This window comes from Pseudomonas qingdaonensis (assembly GCF_018398475.1).
GTDB classification, from domain to species: domain Bacteria; phylum Pseudomonadota; class Gammaproteobacteria; order Pseudomonadales; family Pseudomonadaceae; genus Aquipseudomonas; species Aquipseudomonas palmensis.
The window spans coordinates 3,942,950-3,965,569 of sequence record NZ_CP074676.1; the positions used below are offsets into that span (position 1 = coordinate 3,942,950).

Annotated in this window: 24 protein-coding genes and 1 tRNA gene; 7 read left to right on the forward strand and 18 right to left on the reverse strand. The window is 60.5% G+C overall.

Going from position 1 to position 22,620, the window contains the following annotated elements:
• Nucleotides 1-646: 646 nt before the first annotated feature.
• Complete coding sequence (locus KH389_RS17870; RefSeq protein ID WP_213605983.1) at nucleotides 647-1,666, forward strand: ATP-binding protein; 1,020 nt, start codon at nucleotides 647-649, stop codon at nucleotides 1,664-1,666.
• A gap of 128 nt (nucleotides 1,667-1,794) precedes the next feature.
• Nucleotides 1,795-3,204, forward strand: a complete 1,410-nt coding sequence (locus tag KH389_RS17875) for an ATP-binding domain-containing protein (protein ID WP_213605984.1) — start codon at nucleotides 1,795-1,797, stop codon at nucleotides 3,202-3,204.
• 699 nt (nucleotides 3,205-3,903) lie between these two features.
• Here KH389_RS17875 and KH389_RS17880 read toward each other — a convergent pair.
• The 9 genes from KH389_RS17880 to thrS form a co-directional block, all read right to left on the reverse strand.
• A tRNA-Pro gene (locus tag KH389_RS17880) sits at nucleotides 3,904-3,980 on the reverse strand.
• A gap of 106 nt (nucleotides 3,981-4,086) precedes the next feature.
• Nucleotides 4,087-4,443: a MerR family transcriptional regulator gene (locus tag KH389_RS17885; protein WP_043860798.1), complete on the reverse strand. Its 357-nt coding sequence runs from the start codon at nucleotides 4,441-4,443 to the stop codon at nucleotides 4,087-4,089.
• Nucleotides 4,424-4,726, reverse strand: coding sequence for an integration host factor subunit alpha (ihfA, locus tag KH389_RS17890; RefSeq protein WP_002553164.1), 303 nt, complete (start codon nucleotides 4,724-4,726; stop codon nucleotides 4,424-4,426). Before ihfA ends, KH389_RS17885 begins: the two co-directional genes overlap by 20 nt.
• Before the next feature lie 3 nt (nucleotides 4,727-4,729).
• Nucleotides 4,730-7,105 (reverse strand): phenylalanine--tRNA ligase subunit beta, encoded by a 2,376-nt coding sequence (pheT, locus tag KH389_RS17895; protein ID WP_213605985.1) that lies wholly within the window; start codon nucleotides 7,103-7,105, stop codon nucleotides 4,730-4,732.
• A gap of 35 nt (nucleotides 7,106-7,140) precedes the next feature.
• On the reverse strand, nucleotides 7,141-8,157 hold the full coding sequence (gene pheS / locus KH389_RS17900; protein WP_054915262.1) for a phenylalanine--tRNA ligase subunit alpha: 1,017 nt from the start codon (nucleotides 8,155-8,157) through the stop codon (nucleotides 7,141-7,143).
• A 107-nt stretch (nucleotides 8,158-8,264) separates the two neighbouring features.
• Nucleotides 8,265-8,621, reverse strand: coding sequence for a 50S ribosomal protein L20 (gene rplT / locus KH389_RS17905; protein ID WP_043860801.1), 357 nt, complete (start codon nucleotides 8,619-8,621; stop codon nucleotides 8,265-8,267).
• A 29-nt stretch (nucleotides 8,622-8,650) separates the two neighbouring features.
• Nucleotides 8,651-8,845, reverse strand: coding sequence for a 50S ribosomal protein L35 (rpmI, locus tag KH389_RS17910; protein ID WP_027620572.1), 195 nt, complete (start codon nucleotides 8,843-8,845; stop codon nucleotides 8,651-8,653).
• A 60-nt stretch (nucleotides 8,846-8,905) separates the two neighbouring features.
• Nucleotides 8,906-9,457: a translation initiation factor IF-3 gene (gene infC, locus KH389_RS17915; protein WP_173925091.1), complete on the reverse strand. Its 552-nt coding sequence runs from the start codon at nucleotides 9,455-9,457 to the stop codon at nucleotides 8,906-8,908.
• A complete protein-coding gene (gene thrS / locus KH389_RS17920) occupies nucleotides 9,457-11,379 on the reverse strand; it encodes a threonine--tRNA ligase (protein WP_043860803.1) in 1,923 nt (640 codons plus the stop codon). The genes infC and thrS overlap by 1 nt, the downstream gene beginning before the upstream one ends.
• Nucleotides 11,380-11,749: 370 nt before the next feature.
• Between thrS and KH389_RS17925 the strand changes: the two genes are divergently transcribed.
• Together KH389_RS17925 and KH389_RS17930 are read left to right on the forward strand one after the other, a co-directional pair.
• Nucleotides 11,750-12,046, forward strand: a complete 297-nt coding sequence (locus KH389_RS17925) for a hypothetical protein (RefSeq protein ID WP_043860804.1) — start codon at nucleotides 11,750-11,752, stop codon at nucleotides 12,044-12,046.
• Nucleotides 12,047-12,209: 163 nt separating this feature from the next.
• Nucleotides 12,210-12,422 (forward strand): cold-shock protein, encoded by a 213-nt coding sequence (locus KH389_RS17930; RefSeq protein WP_003179963.1) that lies wholly within the window; start codon nucleotides 12,210-12,212, stop codon nucleotides 12,420-12,422.
• 81 nt (nucleotides 12,423-12,503) lie between these two features.
• Here the strand turns inward: KH389_RS17930 and KH389_RS17935 are convergent, their stop codons facing one another.
• Both KH389_RS17935 and KH389_RS17940 read right to left on the reverse strand, forming a co-directional pair.
• A complete protein-coding gene (locus KH389_RS17935) occupies nucleotides 12,504-12,824 on the reverse strand; it encodes an I78 family peptidase inhibitor (protein WP_043860805.1) in 321 nt (106 codons plus the stop codon).
• Nucleotides 12,825-12,964: 140 nt separating this feature from the next.
• Nucleotides 12,965-13,267: a hypothetical protein gene (locus tag KH389_RS17940; protein ID WP_054915264.1), complete on the reverse strand. Its 303-nt coding sequence runs from the start codon at nucleotides 13,265-13,267 to the stop codon at nucleotides 12,965-12,967.
• 324 nt (nucleotides 13,268-13,591) lie between these two features.
• Here KH389_RS17940 and KH389_RS17945 point away from each other — a divergent pair, with 324 nt between their 5' ends.
• Nucleotides 13,592-13,822, forward strand: coding sequence for a hypothetical protein (locus KH389_RS17945; RefSeq protein ID WP_043860807.1), 231 nt, complete (start codon nucleotides 13,592-13,594; stop codon nucleotides 13,820-13,822).
• Here the strand turns inward: KH389_RS17945 and KH389_RS17950 are convergent.
• The 7 genes from KH389_RS17950 to KH389_RS17980 are packed head-to-tail and all read right to left on the reverse strand — an operon-like array spanning nucleotide 13,794 to nucleotide 20,752.
• Nucleotides 13,794-14,819, reverse strand: coding sequence for a nucleoside hydrolase (locus tag KH389_RS17950; protein ID WP_213605986.1), 1,026 nt, complete (start codon nucleotides 14,817-14,819; stop codon nucleotides 13,794-13,796). The genes KH389_RS17945 and KH389_RS17950 overlap by 29 nt on opposite strands.
• A gap of 30 nt (nucleotides 14,820-14,849) precedes the next feature.
• A complete protein-coding gene (gene rbsD / locus KH389_RS17955) occupies nucleotides 14,850-15,254 on the reverse strand; it encodes a D-ribose pyranase (RefSeq protein ID WP_043860809.1) in 405 nt (134 codons plus the stop codon).
• Nucleotides 15,251-16,168 carry a ribokinase gene (gene rbsK / locus KH389_RS17960; protein ID WP_213605987.1) on the reverse strand — a complete coding sequence of 306 codons (918 nt, stop codon included), beginning with the start codon at nucleotides 16,166-16,168 and terminating at the stop codon, nucleotides 15,251-15,253. The genes rbsD and rbsK overlap by 4 nt, the downstream gene beginning before the upstream one ends.
• Nucleotides 16,169-16,180: 12 nt before the next feature.
• Nucleotides 16,181-17,203: a LacI family DNA-binding transcriptional regulator gene (locus KH389_RS17965; protein ID WP_043860811.1), complete on the reverse strand. Its 1,023-nt coding sequence runs from the start codon at nucleotides 17,201-17,203 to the stop codon at nucleotides 16,181-16,183.
• Between the two features lie 3 nt (nucleotides 17,204-17,206).
• Entirely contained in the window at nucleotides 17,207-18,202 is a 996-nt protein-coding gene (locus tag KH389_RS17970) for an ABC transporter permease (protein WP_054915267.1), read from the reverse strand.
• On the reverse strand, nucleotides 18,199-19,749 hold the full coding sequence (locus KH389_RS17975; RefSeq protein WP_116054978.1) for a sugar ABC transporter ATP-binding protein: 1,551 nt from the start codon (nucleotides 19,747-19,749) through the stop codon (nucleotides 18,199-18,201). Before KH389_RS17975 ends, KH389_RS17970 begins: the two co-directional genes overlap by 4 nt.
• A gap of 46 nt (nucleotides 19,750-19,795) precedes the next feature.
• On the reverse strand, nucleotides 19,796-20,752 hold the full coding sequence (locus KH389_RS17980) for a sugar ABC transporter substrate-binding protein (RefSeq protein WP_213605988.1): 957 nt from the start codon (nucleotides 20,750-20,752) through the stop codon (nucleotides 19,796-19,798).
• Between the two features lie 335 nt (nucleotides 20,753-21,087).
• On the opposite strand from KH389_RS17980, the gene KH389_RS17985 reads away from it, so the two are divergent.
• A complete protein-coding gene (locus KH389_RS17985) occupies nucleotides 21,088-22,176 on the forward strand; it encodes an asparaginase (RefSeq protein ID WP_043860815.1) in 1,089 nt (362 codons plus the stop codon).
• A gap of 197 nt (nucleotides 22,177-22,373) precedes the next feature.
• Complete coding sequence (locus KH389_RS17990) at nucleotides 22,374-22,619, forward strand: DUF1654 domain-containing protein (protein ID WP_043860816.1); 246 nt, start codon at nucleotides 22,374-22,376, stop codon at nucleotides 22,617-22,619.
• Nucleotide 22,620: the final 1 nt, after the last annotated feature.

Sequence of the window (22,620 nt, forward strand, 5' to 3'; positions counted from 1 at the left end):
TGCACCTCACAAAAAATGGCACAGTGCCAGTAAAATGGATAGCATAGTCTCATATCTCGCAAACTTGTATCGATACCGTCGCGAACTCGCTCATCAGCTCCTGGGTGCTCCCACTAGTGGGCTTCTCGGCAAAAACGGGCTGATGATTTCAAGCATGCCTGTGCCTTTTGCAGCCGCTCGCCTTTGCAGGTGTTGGTGAAGGAAGTCGGGGTAGGCCAAGCGCCCAGGTGCAGCTCCGGAAAATAGAAGCTGCAGTCGGGATCATCGGCATTCGGCGACGAACCTGCCTGCACCGCGACGATCCCATCCAGCGCAGGTGTCGCTCTGCTGGCCTGGAATAACCGCAACGCCCGGCGAAGCGGCCCAAGGATAGGCCGTCTTGTCAAAGCGCTGCAGTGCTTAAGCCTACATTCCAAATTCTGCGGAGTCTGGATATTGCCGATCCCTCTCCATAAGCGGATTCTTCCACGCCTTAATAGACGCTGACTACATAGATGTACTCATTCATGGCAATCTGCTAGCAACAGAAGGCGCCAGGATTTAGGATCTGGAGCAGCAGATGAACATCGCCGCATGAGCACATAAAGCTACGCACATGCATTTTTGGCAGGCGTAGTCGTGATTATTTGAAACAGGGAGTGCTTCAATGAGTACCACTGATGCGTTGGATCTTGCCAACGACGCCCTAGATTCGTTCCACCAAATCGAACAGATTGCCTCCAAACAACTCGCATCGGGCAGTCGCGAGGCCTCCGATGCCTTGGCAGTCGTAAATACCTTCACCGGCTCGGCAGCAGTGGAGCAGATAGCATCCATTTCTGACGACGTAACTAAATCGCTAGCGAGCCTCGTCCGCGAACCTGCAGTCTCCCGGATAGTTGTGGAGAACGATAGGGGTCAGGTTGAGACTTACTACATCTGCCGCACGACTGGAGGATTCGTCCTCAATCGGGGGAAGCTAGCGGGGTATCGCACCCCCTTCGGGCGACTGGCTGCTCACGACGTAGGTGAGGACGTCGAGTTAGAGATCGCGGGAAAGAAAGTCAGCTTTCGAATCCTAGACAAGCTAGAACTGAAGCCGCAGAAATTCGCTGAGCTGTGGGATTCCATCGACGGCGTTTGGCGACAAGAAAGCTCAGCCCCGCAGACGATTCCCTCTCTTCGGAAGGTTGTACAGCCAGACGATGGCGATGAATTCTTAGCAATGCTGGGTGGTCACTCTGAAATTGAGAAAATCCGCAAAGGTGTACGCCACGAAATTCGAAAGGCTATGGCCCTGCGAGACCAAGCAATTCTCGACAAATTTCAAGACGAGGTCTTCCGTCTTTCCATTGATCACCAGCTGATTATCTTGGGCCCGCCAGGCACAGGTAAAACAACAACGCTGATCAAACGGCTCGGCCAGAAGCTCGATTGGGAGGCGCTTAGCCAGGACGAGCGACTGCTACTAGGCCCTCAATCAAGACGTTCACGGTGGGTGATGTTCACCCCTTCAGAGCTGTTGAAGCACTACGTAAAAGAGGCCTTCAGTCGTGAGAATGTGCCAGCTTCCGATGAACATATCAAAACCTGGAGCAAGCGCCGGCACGAACTGGCTAGATCAGCATTTGGCATCCTCAAGACGGGTAACGGCGGTACATGCATTCTCAGGGAGCAGTTCTGCTGAGAGATTCGGCTCCTAACCTAGTAGATGCAGTGGTGCATAAACTGTACGCCACGGCAAATGAGCTCCGACCAGAGGGACTGCTCAGCGCTTACGCCGAATGGAACAACCTCGAGGCACGGATTGATCCGATGATCAAATCCAGTCGTGCAACCACAGACAAGTTGATCCAGCAGCAAGGCAACCTCCTTCACAACCGTAACAAAGCTGTCTTCGGGGAGATGGCTACATTCCTCGAAAGCCTCGGTCAAAACGATGATGACGACGAAGATGGGGCTGAGTTTGATGACGACGCCACAGAGGACATGACACCTACTCCCACTCATACCGCGGAACTCAGAGCCTTCCAGGCCTACAAAAAGTTTCTCCAGAGTTATGCACGCACTCGCTATCGCAACAGCAATCTAGGAAAGACAAGCCGAGCGACGCAGATCCGAGACTGGCTCGGTGACCGGGTGCCTTCTGATGAATGGCTCAAAACGCTTGGACGAGAGATGAGCTTCCAGAACGCCTTGCGGCGTTTCAGAGACGCATGGAAGAGATACTTACTTGATGTACCCGCAAGCTACAGAGCATTCCGCCGCGATTGCTTGGCGTTCGATCGGTACGGCTATCAACGACCAGAGCAGCCTTCCCACATTGATGAGACTGAGCTTGATGCAATTCTTCTCCTCATGCTTCGCTCCGCTCGAGAGCTCATCCGGCAGGACTTCATTAAGCGGCACCTCGACGAACCTCGCTTTACGGAGCTGGCTAGAATCTCGAGCCAGTTCCTGCAGCAGGTCTTAGTCGACGAAGCGACAGACTTTTCAACCCTCCAGCTGGCATGCATGGAGAGCCTGACTGACCCGGCGATCGAGTCGTTCTTCGCTTGCGGAGACTTCAATCAACGAATCACTGGGAATGGTCTCAAGCACATAGATCAGCTCGAGTGGATCTCGCCACGCCTCAAGCCTCACCGAATCAATACTGTGTATCGTCAGAGCCGCCTTTTGAATAGCTTTGCCATCAAGCTGCTTGGACTCATGGACGGAGACACCGAGGCGGTAGGTCGCCTACCAGAGCACTCTTCTCACGAAGGCGTTAAGCCGGTGCTCGGGGAGAACCTTGAGGGTGAAGAGGTCGTCACTTGGGTAGCCGAGAGGATTTTCGAGATCGAAGATCAGATCCGCGCCAAGGGCGAAGCTGTTCCTACGATTGCCATTTTGGTGACCTCGGAGGCGCATGTGAAACCAGTAGCTCAAGCGTTGACCGACAAGTTGGAAAGCCGGAGCCTGCGCGCGACTCCGTGCGTAGATGGCCAGTCATTGGGCAACGAATCCGATATTCGCGTGTTCGATGTCCAGCACATCAAGGGCCTCGAATTCGAAGCAGTGTTCTTCATCGGGTTGGACGAGCTTGTCAGAGCCAAACCCGCGCTGTTCGAACGGTTCCTGTATGTGGGTGCCACCCGAGCGGCGACGTACCTAGGCCTGGTCTGTCATCAGGAGCTGCCGCCTGCCCTAGTAAGCCTTCGCCCCGCCCTCGCCGAACGCTGGTAAGCACTGGCAAATGACTGCGCCGGCTCAAAGGACTTTTCGATCCGGCGGAGTAACCATTTCACAAAACCCAAAAGTAGATCGGTTTCAAGGCCATCTAAGGCAAAGATTCCTGACTGTAAAGCGACATTTCGATGTATTAAGAGCTGATTATGGCGTTGCCAAGACTGAGCGATCAACAAGACGTGAGACGAGTTATTCATCATGAGCTAGGGCACTGGCTTATGGCCCGGGAAGTTGGGTTTGATATCGGGGCAATAACCGTTGACACGCACAGAGGGAAGGCTGGAGGTGCCGCGAAGGTCTTCCCCAGGGCGCAGACTCAGCTCAAAAATGCAGCGCCAGTCGATGAGTACCTTACGAAAAGAATCATGGTGCTCTGCGCCGGGGTACGCACCGAGGTCGAGTGGTACTAACGAGACCCCACGATTGTAGGCGCTGATGAATAATTGACCCATCTGCCGAAAAAACTCTGACCCAAAGAGCTTTCAAAGCTACGACCGTCTGTGCTGGGTATCTACCTATCTATGTTGGGGCAGTCTTGCCACAGCAGGTAGGGCAATTCTGCATCACCGCCAACAAACGCCTCTCAGATGCCATAGCTACCAAGATCCAAGATATCCGTGGGAGTAAATGTGGGAGTATTTTTTCAGATATGAAAAAGCCCAACCGGTGAAGATTGGGCTAAGTCATTGAAAAATATGGTCGGGACGGAGTGATTCGAACACTCGACCCCTAGCACCCCATGCAAGTGCGCTACCGGGCTGCGCTACGCCCCGACTGGGCTTGAAGCATGTTCCCCTTGTTGCTGAGAACGATGAAGAATTTACCTTAACCTTTTGAATTATGGAAGCTTTTTTTCCAAAATTCCTGAAACGGCTTCGGTCACTTCTTCAACACCACCAGCACATCCTCCAATTCGACAATCATCTGCCGAATCATCTGTTTGTACTGGGTCGTGTCATCCTTGGCTTCATCCCCCGACAGGCGCAACCGCGCACCGCCGATGGTGAAGCCCTGGTCGTACAACAGCGCCCGGATCTGCCGGATCATCAGCACGTCCTGGCGCTGATAATACCGGCGGTTACCGCGGCGCTTCACCGGGTTAAGCTGGGGAAACTCCTGCTCCCAGTAACGGAGCACGTGCGGTTTTACCGCACAAAGCTCGCTCACTTCACCAATGGTGAAGTAGCGTTTGCCTGGAATCGGCGGAAGCTCGTCGTTATGACTTGGTTCCAGCATAGGCCTCAACTCGGGCTTTCAACTTCTGCCCTGGACGAAAGGTGACGACTCGACGCGCCGTGATCGGGATCTCTTCACCCGTTTTCGGGTTGCGGCCCGGCCGCTGGCGCTTGTCACGCAAGTCAAAGTTGCCGAAACCCGACAATTTGACCTGCTCGTTGTCTTCAAGAGCGTGCCTGATCTCTTCAAAAAACAGCTCGACCAATTCCTTGGCCTCGCGCTTGTTCAGGCCCAGCTCCTCGTACAGCCGTTCGGCCATCTCAGCTTTCGTCAGAGCACCCATACGCTATTTCCTTAACGTGGTGTTCAACCTTTGTTCAAGCGAGGTGAGAATGTTTTGCGTGGTGGCGTTCACCTCATCGTCGTTAAGAGTGCGCGATGGATGCTGCCAGGTCAAGCCGACGGCCAGGCTTTTTCTATCAGGATCAATACCTTTACCCTGATACACATCAAACAGCCTGAGGTCGGTGAGCCACTCGCCCGCGTTTTCACGGATTACATCCAGCACCGCGCTGGCCGCCACATCACGCCCTGCGATCAACGCCAGGTCACGGCGTACTTCGGGGAAGCGCGACAGTTCGTGGAACTTCGGCAGGCGCCCTTCCACTACATCCGCCAGCACCAGCTCGAACACATACACGGTGCGATCCAGGCCCAGGGTCTTGACCAGCTCGGGGTGCAAGGCGCCCAGGTAGCCGACTTCGACGCCGTCACGCTCGATGCGCGCGGTCTGGCCTGGGTGCAGCGCCGGGTGTTTGCCGGGCACGAAGGTGAAGTCGTCGAGCGAACCGGAGAAGCCCAGTACCGCTTCAACGTCGGCCTTCACATCGAAGAAGTCGATGGTGTCGCGGCCGTTGGCCCAGCCTTCCGGCAGGCGGCTGCCGCAGACCACACCAGCCAGCATCGGCTGTTGCTTGAGGTCGCCCAGCTGGCCGACGAAGCGCTGGCCGCTCTCGAACAGGCGCACGCGGTCTTGCTGGCGGTTGAGGTTGTGCTGCAGTGCCTTGACCAGGCCCGGCCACAGGCTGACGCGCATGGCCGCCATGTCGCTGGAAATCGGGTTGGCCAGCAGCAGCGGCTCTACGCCAGGGTTGAACAGCTCGAACTGCTTGGGGTCGATGAAGCTGTAGGTGATCGCTTCCTGGTAGCCACGGGCAACCAGCAGGCGACGCAGCGCAGGCAGTTCGCCACGCACTTCAGACCTGGCCTGCGGGGCCAGGCGCGCTTGCGGGTAACGGACCGGCAGGCGGTTGTAGCCGTACAGACGGGCCAGCTCTTCGATCAGGTCCACTTCCAGGCTGATGTCGAAGCGATGGCTGGGTACTTCGACCTGCCACTGCCCCGCCTCACCGCTGGTTTTCAGGCCCAGGCCGTTGAGCAGTTGCTCGACTTCGGCGCTGTCCATCTCCATGCCCAGCATCTGGGTGATACGCTCGGCACGCAGGGTGACCGGGGCGATGTTGGGCAGGTGCTCTGGGCTGACGGTCTCGATGATCGGGCCGGCTTCGCCGCCTACGATATCCAGCAGCAGGCCAGTGGCGCGCTCCATGGCTTCGCGGGCCAGTTGCGAGTCGACGCCACGCTCGTAGCGGTGCGAGGCATCGGTGTGCAGGCCGTAGGAACGGGCCTTGCCAGCCACCGAGATCGGCTCGAAGAAGGCGCTTTCAAGGAAGATATCCTTGGTGGTGGCCGCAACGCCGCTGTGCTCGCCACCCATCACGCCGGCAATGGCCAGGGCGCGATCGTGGTCGGCGATGACCAGCGTGTCGGCACGCAGGGCAACTTCCTGGCCATCGAGCAGGACGAACTTCTCGCCCTCCTCGGCCATGCGCACTCGGATGCCACCGTTGATTTCAGCCAGGTCGAAGGCGTGCAGCGGCTGGCCCAGCTCGATCATCACGTAGTTGGTGATGTCGACGGCAGCATCGATGCTGCGCACGTCACTGCGGCGCAGACGCTCGACCATCCACAGCGGGGTCGGGCGTGACAGGTCGACGTTACGGATAACGCGGCCCAGGTAACGCGGGCACGCGGCAGGCGCCAGCACGTCTACCGGGCGCACGTCGTCGATGCCTGGCGCAATGGCCGGCACGGTCGGGCGGGTGACCGGGGCGCCGTACAGGGCGCCGACTTCACGGGCGAGGCCGGCCAGGGACAGGCAGTCGCCGCGGTTCGGGGTCAGGTCGACCTCGATGCTGGCATCGTCCAGGTCCAGATACCCGCGAATGTCCTGGCCAACCGGGGCGTCTGCCGCCAGTTCCAGCAGGCCGTCGTTCTCTTCGCTGATCTGCAGCTCGGCGGCCGAGCACAGCATGCCGTTGGACTCGACGCCACGCAGCTTGGCCTTCTTGATTTTGAAGTCGCCTGGCAGTTCGGCGCCGATCATGGCGAACGGGATCTTCAGGCCAGGGCGCACATTCGGCGCGCCGCACACTACCTGGAAGGTCTCGCTGCCATTGCTGACCTGGCACACACGCAGCTTGTCGGCGTCGGGGTGCTGCTCGGTGCTCAGCACCTCGCCCACCACGATGCCGCTGAATTGACCGGCGGCCGGGGTTACGCTGTCGACCTCAAGACCGGCCATGGACAGACGTGCCACCAGCTCGTCACGGGATACCTGCGGGTTGACCCAACCGCGCAGCCACTTTTCACTGAATTTCATCCTGCTCTCCTAAAGATTCGTTACGGGTGCGCGACCTAGCGAAATTGCGCAAGGAACCGCAAGTCGTTGTCGAAGAACAGGCGCAAATCGTTGACGCCGTAACGCAGCATGGCCAGGCGCTCGGCCCCCATGCCAAATGCGAAGCCCGAGAACTCTTCGGGGTCGATACCAGACATGCGCAGCACGTTCGGGTGCACCATGCCGCAGCCCATGACTTCGAGCCAACCGGTCTGCTTGCACACACGGCAGCCCTTGCCGCTGCACATCACGCACTGGATATCGACTTCAGCCGAAGGCTCGGTGAAGGGGAAGAACGACGGACGGAAACGTACCGCCAGCTCTTTTTCGAAGAACACGCGCAGGAATTCTTCGATGGTGCCTTTGAGGTCGGCAAAATTGATGTCGCGATCGATCAGCAGGCCTTCGACCTGGTGAAACATCGGCGAGTGGGTAATGTCCGAGTCGTTGCGGTACACGCGACCCGGGCAGACAATGCGAATCGGCGGCTGAGTGGACTCCATGGTCCGCACTTGCACCGGCGAGGTGTGGGTGCGCAGCAGCATGTTGGCATTGAAGTAGAAGGTGTCATGCATTGCCCGGGCCGGGTGGTGGCCGGGAATGTTGAGCGCTTCGAAGTTGTGGTAGTCGTCTTCGACTTCCGGGCCTTCGGCGATGCCGTAGCCGATATGGGTGAAGAACTGCTCGATGCGTTCGAGGGTACGGGTGACAGGGTGCAAACCACCGGAGGTCTGGCCACGGCCAGGCAAGGTGACGTCAATGCATTCGGCAGCCAGGCGAGCGCTGAGCTCGGCTTCTTCATAGGCGGCCTTGCGGGCGTTGAGCACCTCGGTAACGCGTTCCTTGGCTTCGTTGATCAGCGCGCCGACTTTGGGCCGCTCTTCAGCCGGCAGGTTGCCCAGGGTCTTCATCACCTGAGTCAGTTCGCCTTTCTTGCCAAGGAATTGAACCCGGATCTGCTCCAGGGCATTGATGTCTTCAGCGCGCTCCACAGCCTCGAGGGCTTGGGAGACCAACGCATCCAGGTTTTCCATGTACAGACTCCAGATACAAAATAGGGGAAGAGCTTACAGGCTCTTCCCCTATCTATGACGTTTAACATCCGCCGCCGACATCGACGGCGAATGATTGTCGTGGGTACTTAAGCCAGAACGGCTTTAGCCTTTTCGACAATCGCAGCAAACGCCGCTTTTTCGTTCACTGCCAGATCAGCCAGAACTTTGCGGTCGATTTCGATCGACGCTTTTTTCAGGCCAGCGATCAGGCGGCTGTAGGACAGACCGTTGACGCGAGCACCAGCGTTGATACGAGCGATCCACAGAGCGCGGAACTGACGTTTTTTCTGGCGACGGTCGCGGTAGGCGTATTGGCCTGCCTTGATGACCGCTTGCTTGGCAACACGGAATACGCGCGAGCGAGCGCCGTAGTAACCTTTAGCCAGTTTCAGAATTTTCTTGTGACGCTTACGAGCGATGACGCCACGCTTTACACGAGCCATGAGTAATTTCCTCTATCTATAACCAAAAATTAACGAAGGCGCAGCATGCGCTCGACTTTTGCAACGTCCGACGCGTGCAGCAGGCTGCTACCGCGAAGTTGACGCTTACGCTTGGTCGACATTTTGGTCAGGATGTGGCTCTTGAAAGCGTGTTTGTGCTTGATGCCGTTAGCCGTTTTCAAGAAACGCTTGGCTGCACCGCTTTTGGTTTTCATTTTTGGCATGTTCGGATACTCCGCATTCAGTTGATAAACATAACCGCAAGGCCTGCCGTGCCCTGGTGGTTATTTCTTTTTCTTGGGGGCGATGACCATCAAAAGCTGGCGTCCTTCCATCTTAGGATGCTGTTCGACGGTCCCGTATTCGGCAAGATCAGCTTCGATCCGCTTCAACAGTTCCATACCCAGCTCCTGGTGGGCCATCTCACGACCACGGAATCTCAGAGAGATTTTGGTCTTGTCCCCATCAGTAAGGAAACGTACCAGGTTGCGTAGTTTTACCTGGTAATCCCCTTCCTCCGTCCCTGGACGAAACTTGATTTCTTTGATCTGGATGATCTTCTGGTTCTTCTTCGCCGCAGCCTGCTGCTTTTTCTTCTCGAACAGGCTTTTGCCGTAGTCGAGGACTTTGCAGACAGGCGGAACGGCGTCAGCAGAAATTTCTACCAGGTCCAGTTTCGCTTCTTCAGCGATACGAAGCGCTTCTTCAATCGAGACGATGCCCAACTGCTCGCCGTCAGCGCCAATTAACCGAACCTCACGTGCCGAGATATTCTCGTTGATCGGGGCTTTCGGTGCAGCTCGTTTATCTTGTCTCATATCACGCTTAATAGTAATTACTCCGAATCTTGGCGACCACGCCGGGAAACCGCTTGCGCGAGCAGGTCCGCAAATTGGGCGACGGGCATGGAGCCCAGGTCAGCACCTTCGCGGGTACGCACAGCGACAGTTTGCGTTTCGACTTCCCGATCCCCGATAACCAGGAGATAGGGAACCTTGAGCAAGGTATGCTCGCGGATTTTAAAGCCGATTTTCTCATTTCTCAAGTCGGACTTGGCACGGAAGCCGCTTTCGGCCAGAGTTTTTTCCACTTTCTGGGCGAAATCCGCTTGTTTGTCGGTGATATTCATGATCACCGCCTGCGTAGGCGCCAGCCAGGCTGGGAATGCACCTTCGTAGTGCTCGATGAGAATTCCGACGAAACGCTCGAACGAACCGAGGATGGCACGGTGCAGCATTACTGGATGCTTGCGGCCGTTGTCTTCGGAGACGTATTCGGCGCCCAGACGGATCGGCAGGTTGAAGTCGAGCTGCAGGGTACCACACTGCCACACACGGCCAAGGCAATCCTTCAGCGAGAATTCGATTTTCGGGCCGTAGAACGCCCCTTCACCCGGCTGCAGGTCGTACGGCAGGCCGGCGCTGTCGAGCGCGGCGGCCAGTGCGCCTTCGGCACGGTCCCACAGGTCGTCGGAACCCACGCGCTTTTCAGGGCGCGTCGAGAGCTTGAGCTCGATGTCCTTGAAGCCGAAGTCCTTGTACACGTCCAGGGTCAGCTTGATGAACGCGGCGGACTCGGACTGCATCTGTTCTTCGGTGCAGAAGATGTGCGCATCGTCCTGCACGAAGCCGCGCACACGCATGATGCCGTGCAGGGCGCCCGAAGGCTCGTTGCGATGGCAAGCGCCGAACTCGGCCAGACGCAGCGGCAGCTCGCGGTAGCTCTTCAGGCCCTGGTTGAACACCTGTACGTGGCACGGGCAGTTCATCGGCTTGATGGCGTAGTCGCGGTTCTCGGACTGGGTGGTGAACATGTTGTCACCGTAGTTGGCCCAGTGCCCGGACTTCTCCCACAGCGTGCGGTCGACCACTTGCGGGGTCTTGATTTCCAGGTAGCCGTTGTCGCGTTGCACCTTGCGCATGTACTGCTCGAGCACCTGGTACAGGGTCCAGCCATTGGGGTGCCAGAACACCATGCCCGGCGCTTCTTCCTGGAGGTGGAACAGGTTCAGGCGCTTGCCGATCTTGCGGTGGTCGCGTTTCTCGGCCTCTTCGATGCGCTGGATGTAGGCGGCCAGCTGCTTCTTGTCAGCCCAGGCCGTGCCGTACACACGTTGCAGTTGCTCGTTCTTGGCGTCGCCGCGCCAGTAGGCACCGGACAGCTTGGTCAGCTTGAACGACTTGAGAAAGCGCGTATTGGGCACGTGCGGGCCGCGGCACATGTCGACGTATTCTTCATGGAAGTACAGGCCCATGGCCTGTTCGTTCGGCATGTCTTCGACCAGGCGCAGCTTGTAGTCTTCGCCACGGGCCTTGAACAGCTCGATCACCTCGGCGCGCGGGGTGACCTTCTTGATGACGTCGTAGTCCTTCTCGATCAGCTGCTGCATGCGCTGCTCGATCGCCGCCAGGTCTTCCGGGGTGAAGGGACGCTCATACGCGATGTCGTAGTAGAAGCCCTCGTCGATGACCGGGCCGATCACCATCTTGGCGGTCGGGTACAGCTGCTTGACGGCATGACCGACCAGGTGAGCGCAGGAGTGACGGATGATCTCCAGCCCCTCTTCGTCCTTGGGCGTGATGATTTGCAGGCTGGCGTCCTGCTCGATCAGGTCGCACGCGTCGACCAGCTTGCCGTCGACCTTGCCGGCCACGGTGGCCTTGGCCAGGCCTGCACCAATGGATGCGGCGACCTCGGCTACGGTTACGGCCTTGTCGAACGAACGTTGACTGCCATCGGGAAGAGTAATAGTGGGCATGGCGCCTCCTCTCCTAGTGGTGACCCCTACCAAAGGTCACGTGGGTTGGGATGAGCCAGTACGCGATTCGACCCTGTCTTTGCAATGCAAAGCCTGCCTCACAGTGGCAGAAGCCCAAGGGCCTGCCAGGGTACGAACCAGAGTGACTGGATACATATATATAGAAAGATTTGAGCGGCAAGACGAATCGGCCAAATCCTGAGCCAGGCATGCTAGCACAAAGCTTTCGGCGCGTAGGGCCATGGCCCGGGGATATGCAGAAATATTCTGAAATTAGACCGATGCGGTGAACTTGAGCGGTTTTTTTCCGCTCAGAGATTAGGAAGCGACCTACTCTAGATACACCCGACCTAATAAAGGAGTGACCGGTATGCGACTTCATTCTCTTCTGGCCTTGGCGGCCACTGGTGCCCTGCTGCTGCCGCTTGGCGCCAACGCAGGCACTGTTCCACCAGGCTACCTGACGTCCTGCGTGGCCACCGCCTCTGCCCAGCCGGGCATGACGAAACAATCCGCCGAAAAGCACTGCAGCTGCAGCGTGAATGTGATCGAAAAAAACTTTTCGGACGCAGAGATCAAAGAGCTCAACAGCACTGACGGCGTAGACCAGAAGCTCATAGACAAGGCAACCCAGCTGGTTACGAAGGCCTGCAAGCCCCAGAAATAAGGGCGCAGGCCATACAAAACTCAGTTAATTTGCGCCAGATCAGCATTCGGCACACGTAAAAGTCACCACAAGCGCAAAATTAGACTATGATGCCTCTGTGCACCTTGTTGGCCTCGGCGACACCGCACTACTGAAAAACATCATGTTTCCTGGAGATACACCCATGTCCAATCGCCAAACCGGCACCGTCAAATGGTTCAACGATGAAAAAGGCTTCGGCTTCATCACTCCACAAGGTGGCGGCGACGACCTGTTCGTACACTTCAAGGCCATCGAGTCTGACGGCTTCAAGAGCCTGAAAGAAGGCCAGACCGTCTCCTTCGTTGCCGAAAAAGGCCAGAAGGGCATGCAGGCTGCACAAGTTCGTCCAGAGTAAGTTCTGACGAATTAAAAAAACCCGTCCTTGGACGGGTTTTTTTTTGCCTGCCGTTTATGCAACGGCAGGCCCGGGGCGGAATCAGCCGCAGTTGACCCGGGTGACCACGCCCTTGTCGTCGGCGTTGAGGTTCAAGCGCTCGGAACGGTACTCCAGGGTGATCATGTCGGTCGGCTTGAGCACGCGGGCGATCTGCGCCCCGCTCGCCTTGCGCGCCTGCTCCAGCAGCTCGGGGGTTGCCGGCTTGCCGACGGTGAATGCGGCGTTGCTGGCATCGCAGCGACCATCGAGGTTCGGTGCTGCCGCTACCTCTGGCGCCTTGGACGATGAGCCATCGGTACTGCAACCTGCCAGAACCACGGCTGCCAACAGGCTCGCCAATGTTGCACGCGTGCGGAACATGAATCCTCCTTTCAAATACTGGAATGCTGTCTGATACGACAGTTTTAAGCACTTTTGGTTGCAAAAACGTCCCAGTCTGCCTGAGACGTGCTCGTCAGGGAAACCTCAATCGTGACCGGATTTTGCCTGAGCGCAGCGGTTCAGTAGATATCGATGTAGTCGCTGGCGGGCTTGGGCCAGTTGCTGGCCAGCACGTTGTACACCTGCATGACCCAGCGTTCGTCGTCGGCGGCAACAGGGCCCACGCAGCCCGAGCCGGCGGCCCAGGTCTCGAGGCGAAACAGCAGGCCATCGAGCTCGCGCCCGCCGGTAATCTGCGACAGGTAGGCAATGCCGCCGCGGGTGACGCGCAACTGGTTGTGGATTCGGTCGTTGCCTTCGGCCAGCAGCTGGCGCACCTGCTGGGGGGTGAGCTGCTCGGGGGTGTTCAAGTCGATCTGCACGGGGTGTCCTCGGGCGTGCGCGGTGGCTGTGGGGTGCAGGGTACATCAGGCGGACTCTGTTCGCCCTCTTCGCTGGCAAGCCAGCTCCACGGCTACCGCGCCGACCCAAGTGCCAACGACGAATCGGTACAGACGTCACGAATAGGCGAACCCAACCACCAATTAGTTTGCCTAGCCCCGCTGCTTATGCATAAGTAGCAGTGCTGGCCCTGTTGCAACATGTTTAACTTGTACCTGTTGGCGGAGCGCAATCATGCCCCCGCTGTAGACGCCAGGGCCCGGCATCTGCACCAAACAGCACGCGTATTTTCGATCGAGACCCCCATGAATAGCCCCACCCTGGACACCAACATCAAGGTCACATGGCCTGACGGCCATCGTTCCTACAGCCCCGGCACCACCGAAGAGCTGTTCATCATCGCCGCCGACCTGCTGCTTCAAGACCTCGGCCACGAAGCTGCCCGCACCTTCGTCGACCAGGTGTTCGAACGCCACTGGCCCGCGACCGAACACCAGCCCACACCCATTACTGCAATCGAGCAAGACGCTCGCTGAGCAAATCGAAAAAGCCCTGGGCATCGCCGCTCTCGATCCACATCACATTGGCCGGTAGCTCGAGCGTGCCGTACCAGTCCGCAATGGTCTGACCAAAGGTCGGGCCTTCGCGGCTATCCACGCTCATGTGAATCTGCCGGCCACTGAACAGCTCGGGCTTGAGCAGGTAGGCAATCACGCTGGCATCGTGCACCGGCCCACCCGGCAGGCCGTAGTGCGCCATGTCCCCCTTGACGTAAGCATCCAGAATATCGCCCACCAGCTTGCTGGCGTGGTTGTTCAACCCGCGAATCTGCTTCAGGCGCGCCTCGCTGGTGAGTACCTTGTGGGTCACGTCCAGCGGCAGGTAGGTGAGCTTGACCCCGCTGCGCAACACGACCTCTGCCGCCTGTGGGTCGGCGTACAGGTTGAACTCGGCCACCGGGGTGATATTGCCGCCATTGAAGTGGGCACCGCCCATCACCACTACCTCCTTGATGCCCTTGACGATCTGCGGGGCCTGAATCAGCGCCAGTGCCAGGTTGGTCTGCGGGCCGAGCATGGCAAGGGTGATGCTGTTGGGTTCAGCGCCACCGAGGGTGTCAATCAGGTACTGCACTGCGCTGCCCTGGGCCAGGCCCTTTTTCGGCTCGTGCACCGCCACGCCAGGCAAGCCCTCCTCGCCATGGATGTTCTCGGCATAGATGGGCGTGCGCACCAGCGGCGTGGGCGCGCCGGCGTACACCGGCACCTCTTCGCGCCCCGCCCACTCCCGGGCCAGCCGTGCGTTGCACGAGGTCTTGTCGAGTCGCACATTACCGGCCACGGTGGTAATGGCGCGCACCTTCAGTTCCTCTGGCGACGCCAGGGCGAACAACAACGCCACCACGTCATCCGCGCCGGGGTCGGTATCGATGATCAGGTCGCGGGGCGCGGCCAGCACGGCAGTACTCGACAGGGCAGACATAAGCACTAAACCTCGTAGCAAACGTTTGGCTTTTTGGACACGTTCAGGCATTGGGCACTCCTTGTGCTCAGGGGACAACAGTCAAAAGGTCACGCCCGCCACCAGCGCGATGTTGGTATAGGGCTGGCATTCGCCGGTGCGCACGATGGCCCTGGCCTGCGCACCGAGCTGCTTGAACGCCGCATGGCTCATCAAATGGCGCGCGCCCAGCTCGCCGCGGGCATGCAGCAGCTCGATGCCTGCCAGGGCCGGCGGCCTGTGTTGCAGGGTCTCGTCGGCCAGCACGTGGCTTTCGACCTGCATTTCGGCCAGCACCGTGTGCAAGGTACTGATGAAATCCGGTATGCCGGGCGTCAGTGCAAGGTCGATCAGCTCGACACCGGCAGGCACGGGCAGGCCGGCGTCGCCGATCAGCACCACATCGCCATGCCCCAGCGACGCGATCAGGCGCGACAGGGCGATATTGAGCAACGGAGTCTTCTTCATGGCGTGCTCCCCTGCAGTTCACTCAGATACGGAATGGAGGGCTGGGCACCGGCGCGGGTGACCGAAATGGCGGCGGCCTGCTGGCCAAAGGCAATGGCCTCGCGCTCCGACCTGCCAGCGGCCAACGCAGCGGCAAAGCCACCGACGAAGGTATCCCCGGCCGCCGTGGTGTCCAGTGGCTGCACCCGCGTCGCCGGAAAATGCGCAAAACCCTGGCCATCGGCGAACAGAGCGCCTTGCGCGCCCAGGGTGACGATCACCTTGCCCACCCCCAACACCAGCAGTCGGCTGGCGGCTGCCTGCGCCTCCTGCAGCGAAGCCACCGGCAGCCCGGTCAGAGCGCTGGCCTCGCTCTCGTTGGGGATCAGGTAGTCGATGTTGGCAAACCAGTCAGCCGGCAGCGGCCCGGTGGCCGGGGCCGGGTTGAGGATCACGGTCTTGCCCAGCGCCCGGCCACGGGCCAGGGTATGTGCCACGGTGGCCTGCGGTACTTCGAGCTGGCAGATGATCACATCGGCAGCCTGCAGCAGGCGGTCCAGGCGCTGTACCGATGCCGGCAGCAAGTGCCCGTTGCCACCGGCCACGATGACGATGGCGTTCTGGCTGCTGGCATCCACCACGATCAGTGCCACACCACTGGAAACACCCGCCGCCGTGTCCACGCCCTGGCAATCGATGCCCTCGTCGAGCAGCGCCTGACGCAACTGCGCACCGTAGGCGTCCTCCCCCACACAGCCGATCATTGCCACCGCTGCCCCCAACCGCGCAGCTGCTACCGCCTGGTTGGCGCCCTTGCCGCCCGGCACGGTGCCGAACCACTCGCCGGCCAGGGTTTCCCCCGCCTGCGGCAGGCGCTCGGCGCGGGTCACCAGGTCCATGTTCAGGCTGCCTACCACCACTACATTCGCTTGCATGGCATGTCGGTCCTAGCGGTAATCATTGAAGAGGTCGGGACGCGGCCCGGTGGACTCGCGCAGCACGATGCTCGGTGCGACGATGCGCTGCTCTACCCCACTGCGCTGCGGCTCACCGATACGCCGCAGCAACAGCTCGGACGCCATCTCGCCCAGCTCGCGGATCGACTGCCCTACCGTGGTCAGCGCAGGGTAGACGTACTGGCTCATCTGGATATCGTCGAAACCGATCACCGACAGTTCGCTCGGCACGCAGATGTTGCGCTCGGCCGCGGCACGCAGCACGCCCATGCCGATCATGTCGTTGGCCGCGAAGATCGCGGTCGGGCGGTCGTGGCCCAGCAGTTGCGCTGCGGCGCCATAGCCGCCCAGGCTGGTAAAGTCGCTGTCCACCACGCGGCCCTCGCGCAGGGGCACCCCGGCCTGGGCCAGTGCCCGGTGAAAGCCGGCCAGGCGCATCTTGGCCACGCTGGTGTGTGCCGGGCCGTTGATGCAGGCGATGTCCTGGTGCCCCAGCTCCAGCAGGTGCCGGGTGGCCAGGTAGGCCCCCTGCTCGTGGTCGATGCGCACCAGGTCGGCGTCGACGCCCGCCAGCGCGCGGTCGACGATCACCATGGGCGTGCGCACGCTGGCCAGGCTGTCGAGCAGGTCGGCCTCCTCGCCCACCGAGGCCACGATCAGACCGTCGATGCGTTTCTCCAGCAGCACGCGCAGGTAGCTGCGCTGCTTGCGCGGGTCGTCGTCGGAGTTGCACAGGATCACGCAGTAGCCATTGCGCTCGCAGCCATCCTCGATGCCCCGCGCCAGTTCGGCGAAATACGGGTTGACGCTGTTGGGCACCAGCAGGCCGATGGTGGCCGTGCAGCGCGCCTTGAGCGAGCGCGCCACCGCACTGGGCACGTAGTCCAGCTCGGCAATCGCCGCTTCTACCTTGCGCCGCACCGGTTCGCTCACCGGGCGGGTCTTGTTCAGCACGTGGGAAACGGTGGTATAGGAAATACCCGCCAGCGCCGCTACATCTTTGATGGTTGCCATTGTTCAGGTCCGCCGGCGCGCGCGCCGGCTGCGGTAAGTGTCGAGAACCACGGCGATCACGATGACCGCCCCGGTGATGATGCGTTTGGTCGGCTCGCTGGCGCCGATCTGCGCCAGCCCTGCGGCCAGCACCGAAATTATCAGCACACCGAAGAAGGTGCTGATGACCGAACCGCGACCGCCCATCAGGCTGGTGCCGCCGATCACCACGGCGGCAATCACCTGCAGCTCCAACCCGGAGCCGGCGTTGGGGTCGGCGGCCTCCAGCCGCGAGATCTGGAACAGCGCCGCCAGGCCGGCCAGCAGGCCCATCAGCGAGAACACCAGGATCTTGTACGGGCGCGGATCGATGCCGGCCAGGCGCACGGCCTCTTCGTTGGTGCCGATGCCGATCAGGTAACGGCCGAACACGGTGCGGGTCAGCACCAGTTGCGCCACCACGATCACCAGCAAGGCGATGATGAAGGCCGGCGAAATGCCGAAGGCCACCGGCTCCGACAGCCAGGCAAAGGCATCACCGATGTACGCGGTGCGCGAGTCGGTGAGCTGGTAGGCCACGCCACGCGCCATTTCCAGCACACCCAGCGAGACGATGAACGAAGGGATGCGCCAGGCCACGGTGATCGAGCCGGTAAGGGTCCCGGCCAGTGCCGCGCACCCCATGCCGAGCAGTGCCGCCGGCAGCACGCTCCAGCCCCAGCCCAGAATCGCCACGCTGACCGCCGACGCGGCCAGGGCCAGTACCGAACCCACCGACAGGTCGATGCCGCCGATGATCAGCACGAAGGTCATGCCCACCGCCAGCACCATCAGGTCGGGGATCTGGTTGGCCAGGGTGCTGAAGGTGCCGTACGACAGAAAGTGGCTGCTCAGCAACGAGAACAGCACCACCATCGCCAGCAGCGCACCGGCCAGGCCCAGGTAGGTCCCCAGGCCGAGGTAGGTACCGCTGCGCCGGGCTGGTGGGCCAGGCGGTGTGTCTATCGGGGAAGTGTTCATGCGGGGTTCCTGGGCACTGCGTCTTGCAGCAGCGCGTCACGTTTCTGATAGCCGGCAAAGGCGGCGGCCAGTAGCTGGTCCTGGCTCCAGTGCTCACGCTCGAAGGTTTCAATCAGGCGCCCTGCCGAAAGCACACCGATGCGATCGCAGATCAGCATGAGTTCGCGCAGGTCGCTGGACACCACCACCAGCGCCTTGCCCTGGCGGGTCAGCTCGGCGAGCAGCCCATAGATGTCGAACTTGGCGCCCACATCGATACCGCGCGTGGGCTCGTCGAACAGCAGCACGGCGCAGTCGCGCTCCAGCCAGCGGCCGATCACCACCTTCTGCTGGTTGCCACCCGACAGCTCCCCCACCGTTTGTGCGGGCCCGGCGCTGCGGATGCGCATGGCCTGGATCTGGCGCTCGGCCAGGGCACGCTCGGCAGCACCATCCACCAGGCCCGCGCGTGAGATCGCCGGCATGTTGCCCAACGCCAGGTTGGCGCTGACCGACTGCGACAACAGCAGGCCTTCGCCCTTGCGGTCTTCGGTAATCAGGGCCACGCCGTGGCGCACTGCAGCCATGGGCGAGTCGATACGCACCGGGCGCAGCGGGCTGCCCAGCTCGATGCTGCCACTGTCGGCCGTGTCGGCACCGAAGATCAGGCGCAGCAGCTCGGTACGCCCGGCACCGATAAGCCCGGAGATGCCGAAGATTTCGCCGCTGCGCACCTCGAACGAGACGTCCTGCACCTTGTCGCCCCGGCCCAGGCCGCTGACACGCAGTACCGGCTCGCCGATCGTGCGGCGCCCCAGGTCGATATGCTCGCCCAGCTCGCGCCCCACCATCAGGTTGACCAGTTGCTCGCTGCTGTAGCGCTGCATCGGTTCCACGCACACCAGCTTGCCGTCGCGCAGCACGGCAATGCGCTGGGCGATGCGCTTGAGCTCTTCGAGGCGGTGGGAAATGTAGATGATCGACACACCCCGCTGCTGCAGGCGCTCGATCTGGCTGAACAGCAGCTCCACCTCGCGTGCGGTGAGCATCGCGGTGGGCTCGTCGAGAATCAGCACATGGCAGTCGCCGATCAGGTTGCGGGCGATCTCCACCATCTGCTGATGGCCGATGCCCAGCTCGCCGACCAGCGTATCGGGGTCGATCGCTTCGAGCCCCACCTGCGCCATTGCCGCGGTCGCCAGTTGGCGCAGGCGCGTGCGATTGACCCAGCCGGCGCGGCTGGGCAGGTTGTGCAGAAACAGGTTCTCGGCCACGCTCAGGGTGGGCAGCAGGTTGAGCTCCTGCATCACCATGCGCACGCCCTGGCGCTCGGCCGCGGTGCGGCTGGCGGGCTGATACACCTGGCCCTGGTAGAACATCTGCCCGGTGGTGGGGGTTTCGAGCCCGCCGATGATTTTCGACAGGGTGCTCTTGCCCGCACCGTTCTCGCCAGTCAGGGCCAGCACTTCGCCGCGCAGCAGGGACAGTTCTATATCGCCCAGCACGGGCTGGGCGTAGGTCTTGCCGATTGCACTGACCGACAACACGACATCCGCAGTCGCCGACATAAGGTGTTCTCCTGGCGCCCGCACCACGGCAGGCACCGTCAGCGGGCTAGGGCTGCTTGACCAGCTCGACCGGGGTCTGGATGACGTTGTCGGCATCCACGTCCGGCTTCTCGCCGCGCAGCATCTTCAGGGCCGCCTCGATACCGAACACCGCCTGCTTGGCGGCGTATTGATCGGCCGTGGCCAGCACACGACCGTCGCGCAGCATCGGCTGGATCGCCTTGATGTTGTCGTAGCCCACCACCTGCACCGCACCGACCTTGCCTGCCGCGCGCACCGCCGACACCGCGCCGAGCGCCATGCTGTCGTTGCCGGCCAGCAGCGCCTTGAGGTCGGGGTATTCGTTGAGCATGGCCGAGGCCACGGCATTGCCCTTGTCGATCTCCCAGTTGCCCGATTGCACCGAGACGATCTTGATCTTGGCTGCCTCCATGGCCTCCTTGAAACCGGCGGTACGCTGCTGGGCGTTGGTGGTGGTCGGCACGCCCTCGATGATGCCGACCTGATCGCCCACGCTCAGGCGGGTGGCCAGGTACTCGCCCACCAGGCGCGCGCCCTTGCGGTTGTCGGGGCCCACGAAGGGCACGCTGAGGTTCTTGCTCTTGAGTACATCCGGGTCGAGGCGGTTGTCGATGTTGACCACGGTGATCCCCGCGTCCATGGCCTTCTTGACCACTGGCACCAGGGCCTTGGAATCGGCCGGGGCAATCACCAGCGCGTTGACGCCGGAGACGATCATCTGCTCAACGATGCGGATCTGATTGCTGGTATCGGACTCGTCCTTGATGCCATTGGATACCAGGTCGAACTCGCCTGCGTGGTCTCTCTGGTAGGCCTTGGCACCGTCTTCCATGGTGAGGAAGAACTCGTTGGCCAGCGACTTCATCACCAGGGCCACCTTGGGCTTGGCGGTGTCGGCATGGGCGTGGCTGAAGGGTACGGCGGTGGCGAGGGTGGCCAGCATGGCAACGGCCAGCAGGCGTCCAGCGAAGGGCAGCGTCATGGGTTCACTCCGAATCTTATGATTTTTGTCGGGTCGCAAACGTTTGCGGTTAACAACTATGGAAACGCTACCGGGTTTTGTCAAATCTGCCGACCGCCCTTCATGGCCCCAATAGTGCCGGGAATTATCCTTAAAATCTTCGGAAAACCGAACATCTGGCACCGCAATAATTCGGGTTTCCGAAAACAGTTCCGGGCAGCACGGGGCATAAGCCCAAATAAATTTCTTATAAATCAATGAATTGACATCAACGCTCAGTTAATTGGGCAACTGGTACGCTTTCTGCTGAACTTGTGTGGGCAACACAGCAATTTCACTCATAAGGAACAATAACGATGAAAGCTGCGCTTCACTCCTTCGCTCCGGCCGCCCTGGCCCTGTTCATGTTCTTCCCTGCTGGCGCCTACGCCAAGGAAGCCGAAACCCAACAGAAACTCGCCAACGTGGTTATCCTCGCCACCGGCGGCACCATTGCCGGTGCTGGTGCCAGCGCCGCCAACAGCGCTACCTATCAAGCCGCCAAGGTGGGCGTCGACAAGCTGATTGCCGGTGTTCCGGAGCTGGCCAACCTGGCCAACGTACGCGGCGAGCAGGTGATGCAGATCGCCTCCGAAAGCATCACCAACGAAAACCTGCTGCAACTGGGCAAGCGCGTTGCCGAGCTGGCCGACAGCAAGGACGTGGACGGCATCGTGATCACCCACGGTACCGACACCCTCGAAGAGACCGCCTACTTCCTCAACCTGGTGGAAAAGACCGACAAGCCGATCGTGGTCGTGGGCTCCATGCGCCCCGGTACCGCAATGTCGGCTGACGGCATGCTCAACCTGTACAACGCCGTGGCCGTGGCCAGCGACAAGCAATCGCGCGGCAAGGGCGTGCTGGTGACCATGAACGACGAGATCCAGTCCGGTCGCGACGTGAGCAAGTCGATCAACATCAAGACCGAAGCGTTCAAGAGCGCCTGGGGCCCGATGGGCATGGTCGTGGAAGGCAAGTCGTACTGGTTCCGCCTGCCGGCCAAGCGCCACACGATGGATTCGGAGTTCGACATCAAGACCATCAGCAGCCTGCCTGCCGTGGACATCGCCTACAGCTACGGCAACGTCAGCGACACCGCCTACAAGGCCCTGGCGCAAAATGGCGCCAAGGCCATCATCCATGCCGGCACCGGCAACGGTTCGGTGTCTTCGCGCGTAGTGCCGGCCCTGCAGGAACTGCGCAAGAACGGCGTGCAGATCATCCGTTCGTCCCACGTCAACCAGGGCGGGTTCGTGCTGCGCAACGCCGAGCAGCCTGACGACAAGAACGACTGGGTAGTGGCGCACGACCTGAACCCGCAAAAAGCGCGCATCCTGGCCATGGTCGCCCTGACCAAGACCCAGGACAGCAAAGAGCTGCAGCGCATCTTCTGGGAATACTGAGTGCAGTAGCCCGGCAGGCCGCCCTTCCTACAGCGGGGCGGCCTAACCTCTTGTAACCTCGCCATTTTTATTTTGCCCACGGTGCAGCAAAGCCTGCGCCGTGTGGTCACATGGGTTCTTTGAGCGACACGCAGTTGCGAAAAGCCTTACAGTAAAATACTGTATGCGCATACAGCAAAAACAAGGAACCTGTACCTGTGGCCACCTCCTCTGCCGCCAAGCCCGTCAGCAGCTACGAGCAACTGGGCATCCGCATTCAGAAAATCATCAACTCGCCAACCGCGCAGAAGTCCCGCGCGGCGCTGATCTTTCGCCTGGAGCACGAGTCGCCTGCCGACTGGGAGACCCTGCTCGAGGAAATCGCCGAAAACGACAACGTCACCCTGGCCTACAGGGATGACGGCGGCGTGCAGATTTTCTGGGTTGTGCCCAAGGAAGACTGAA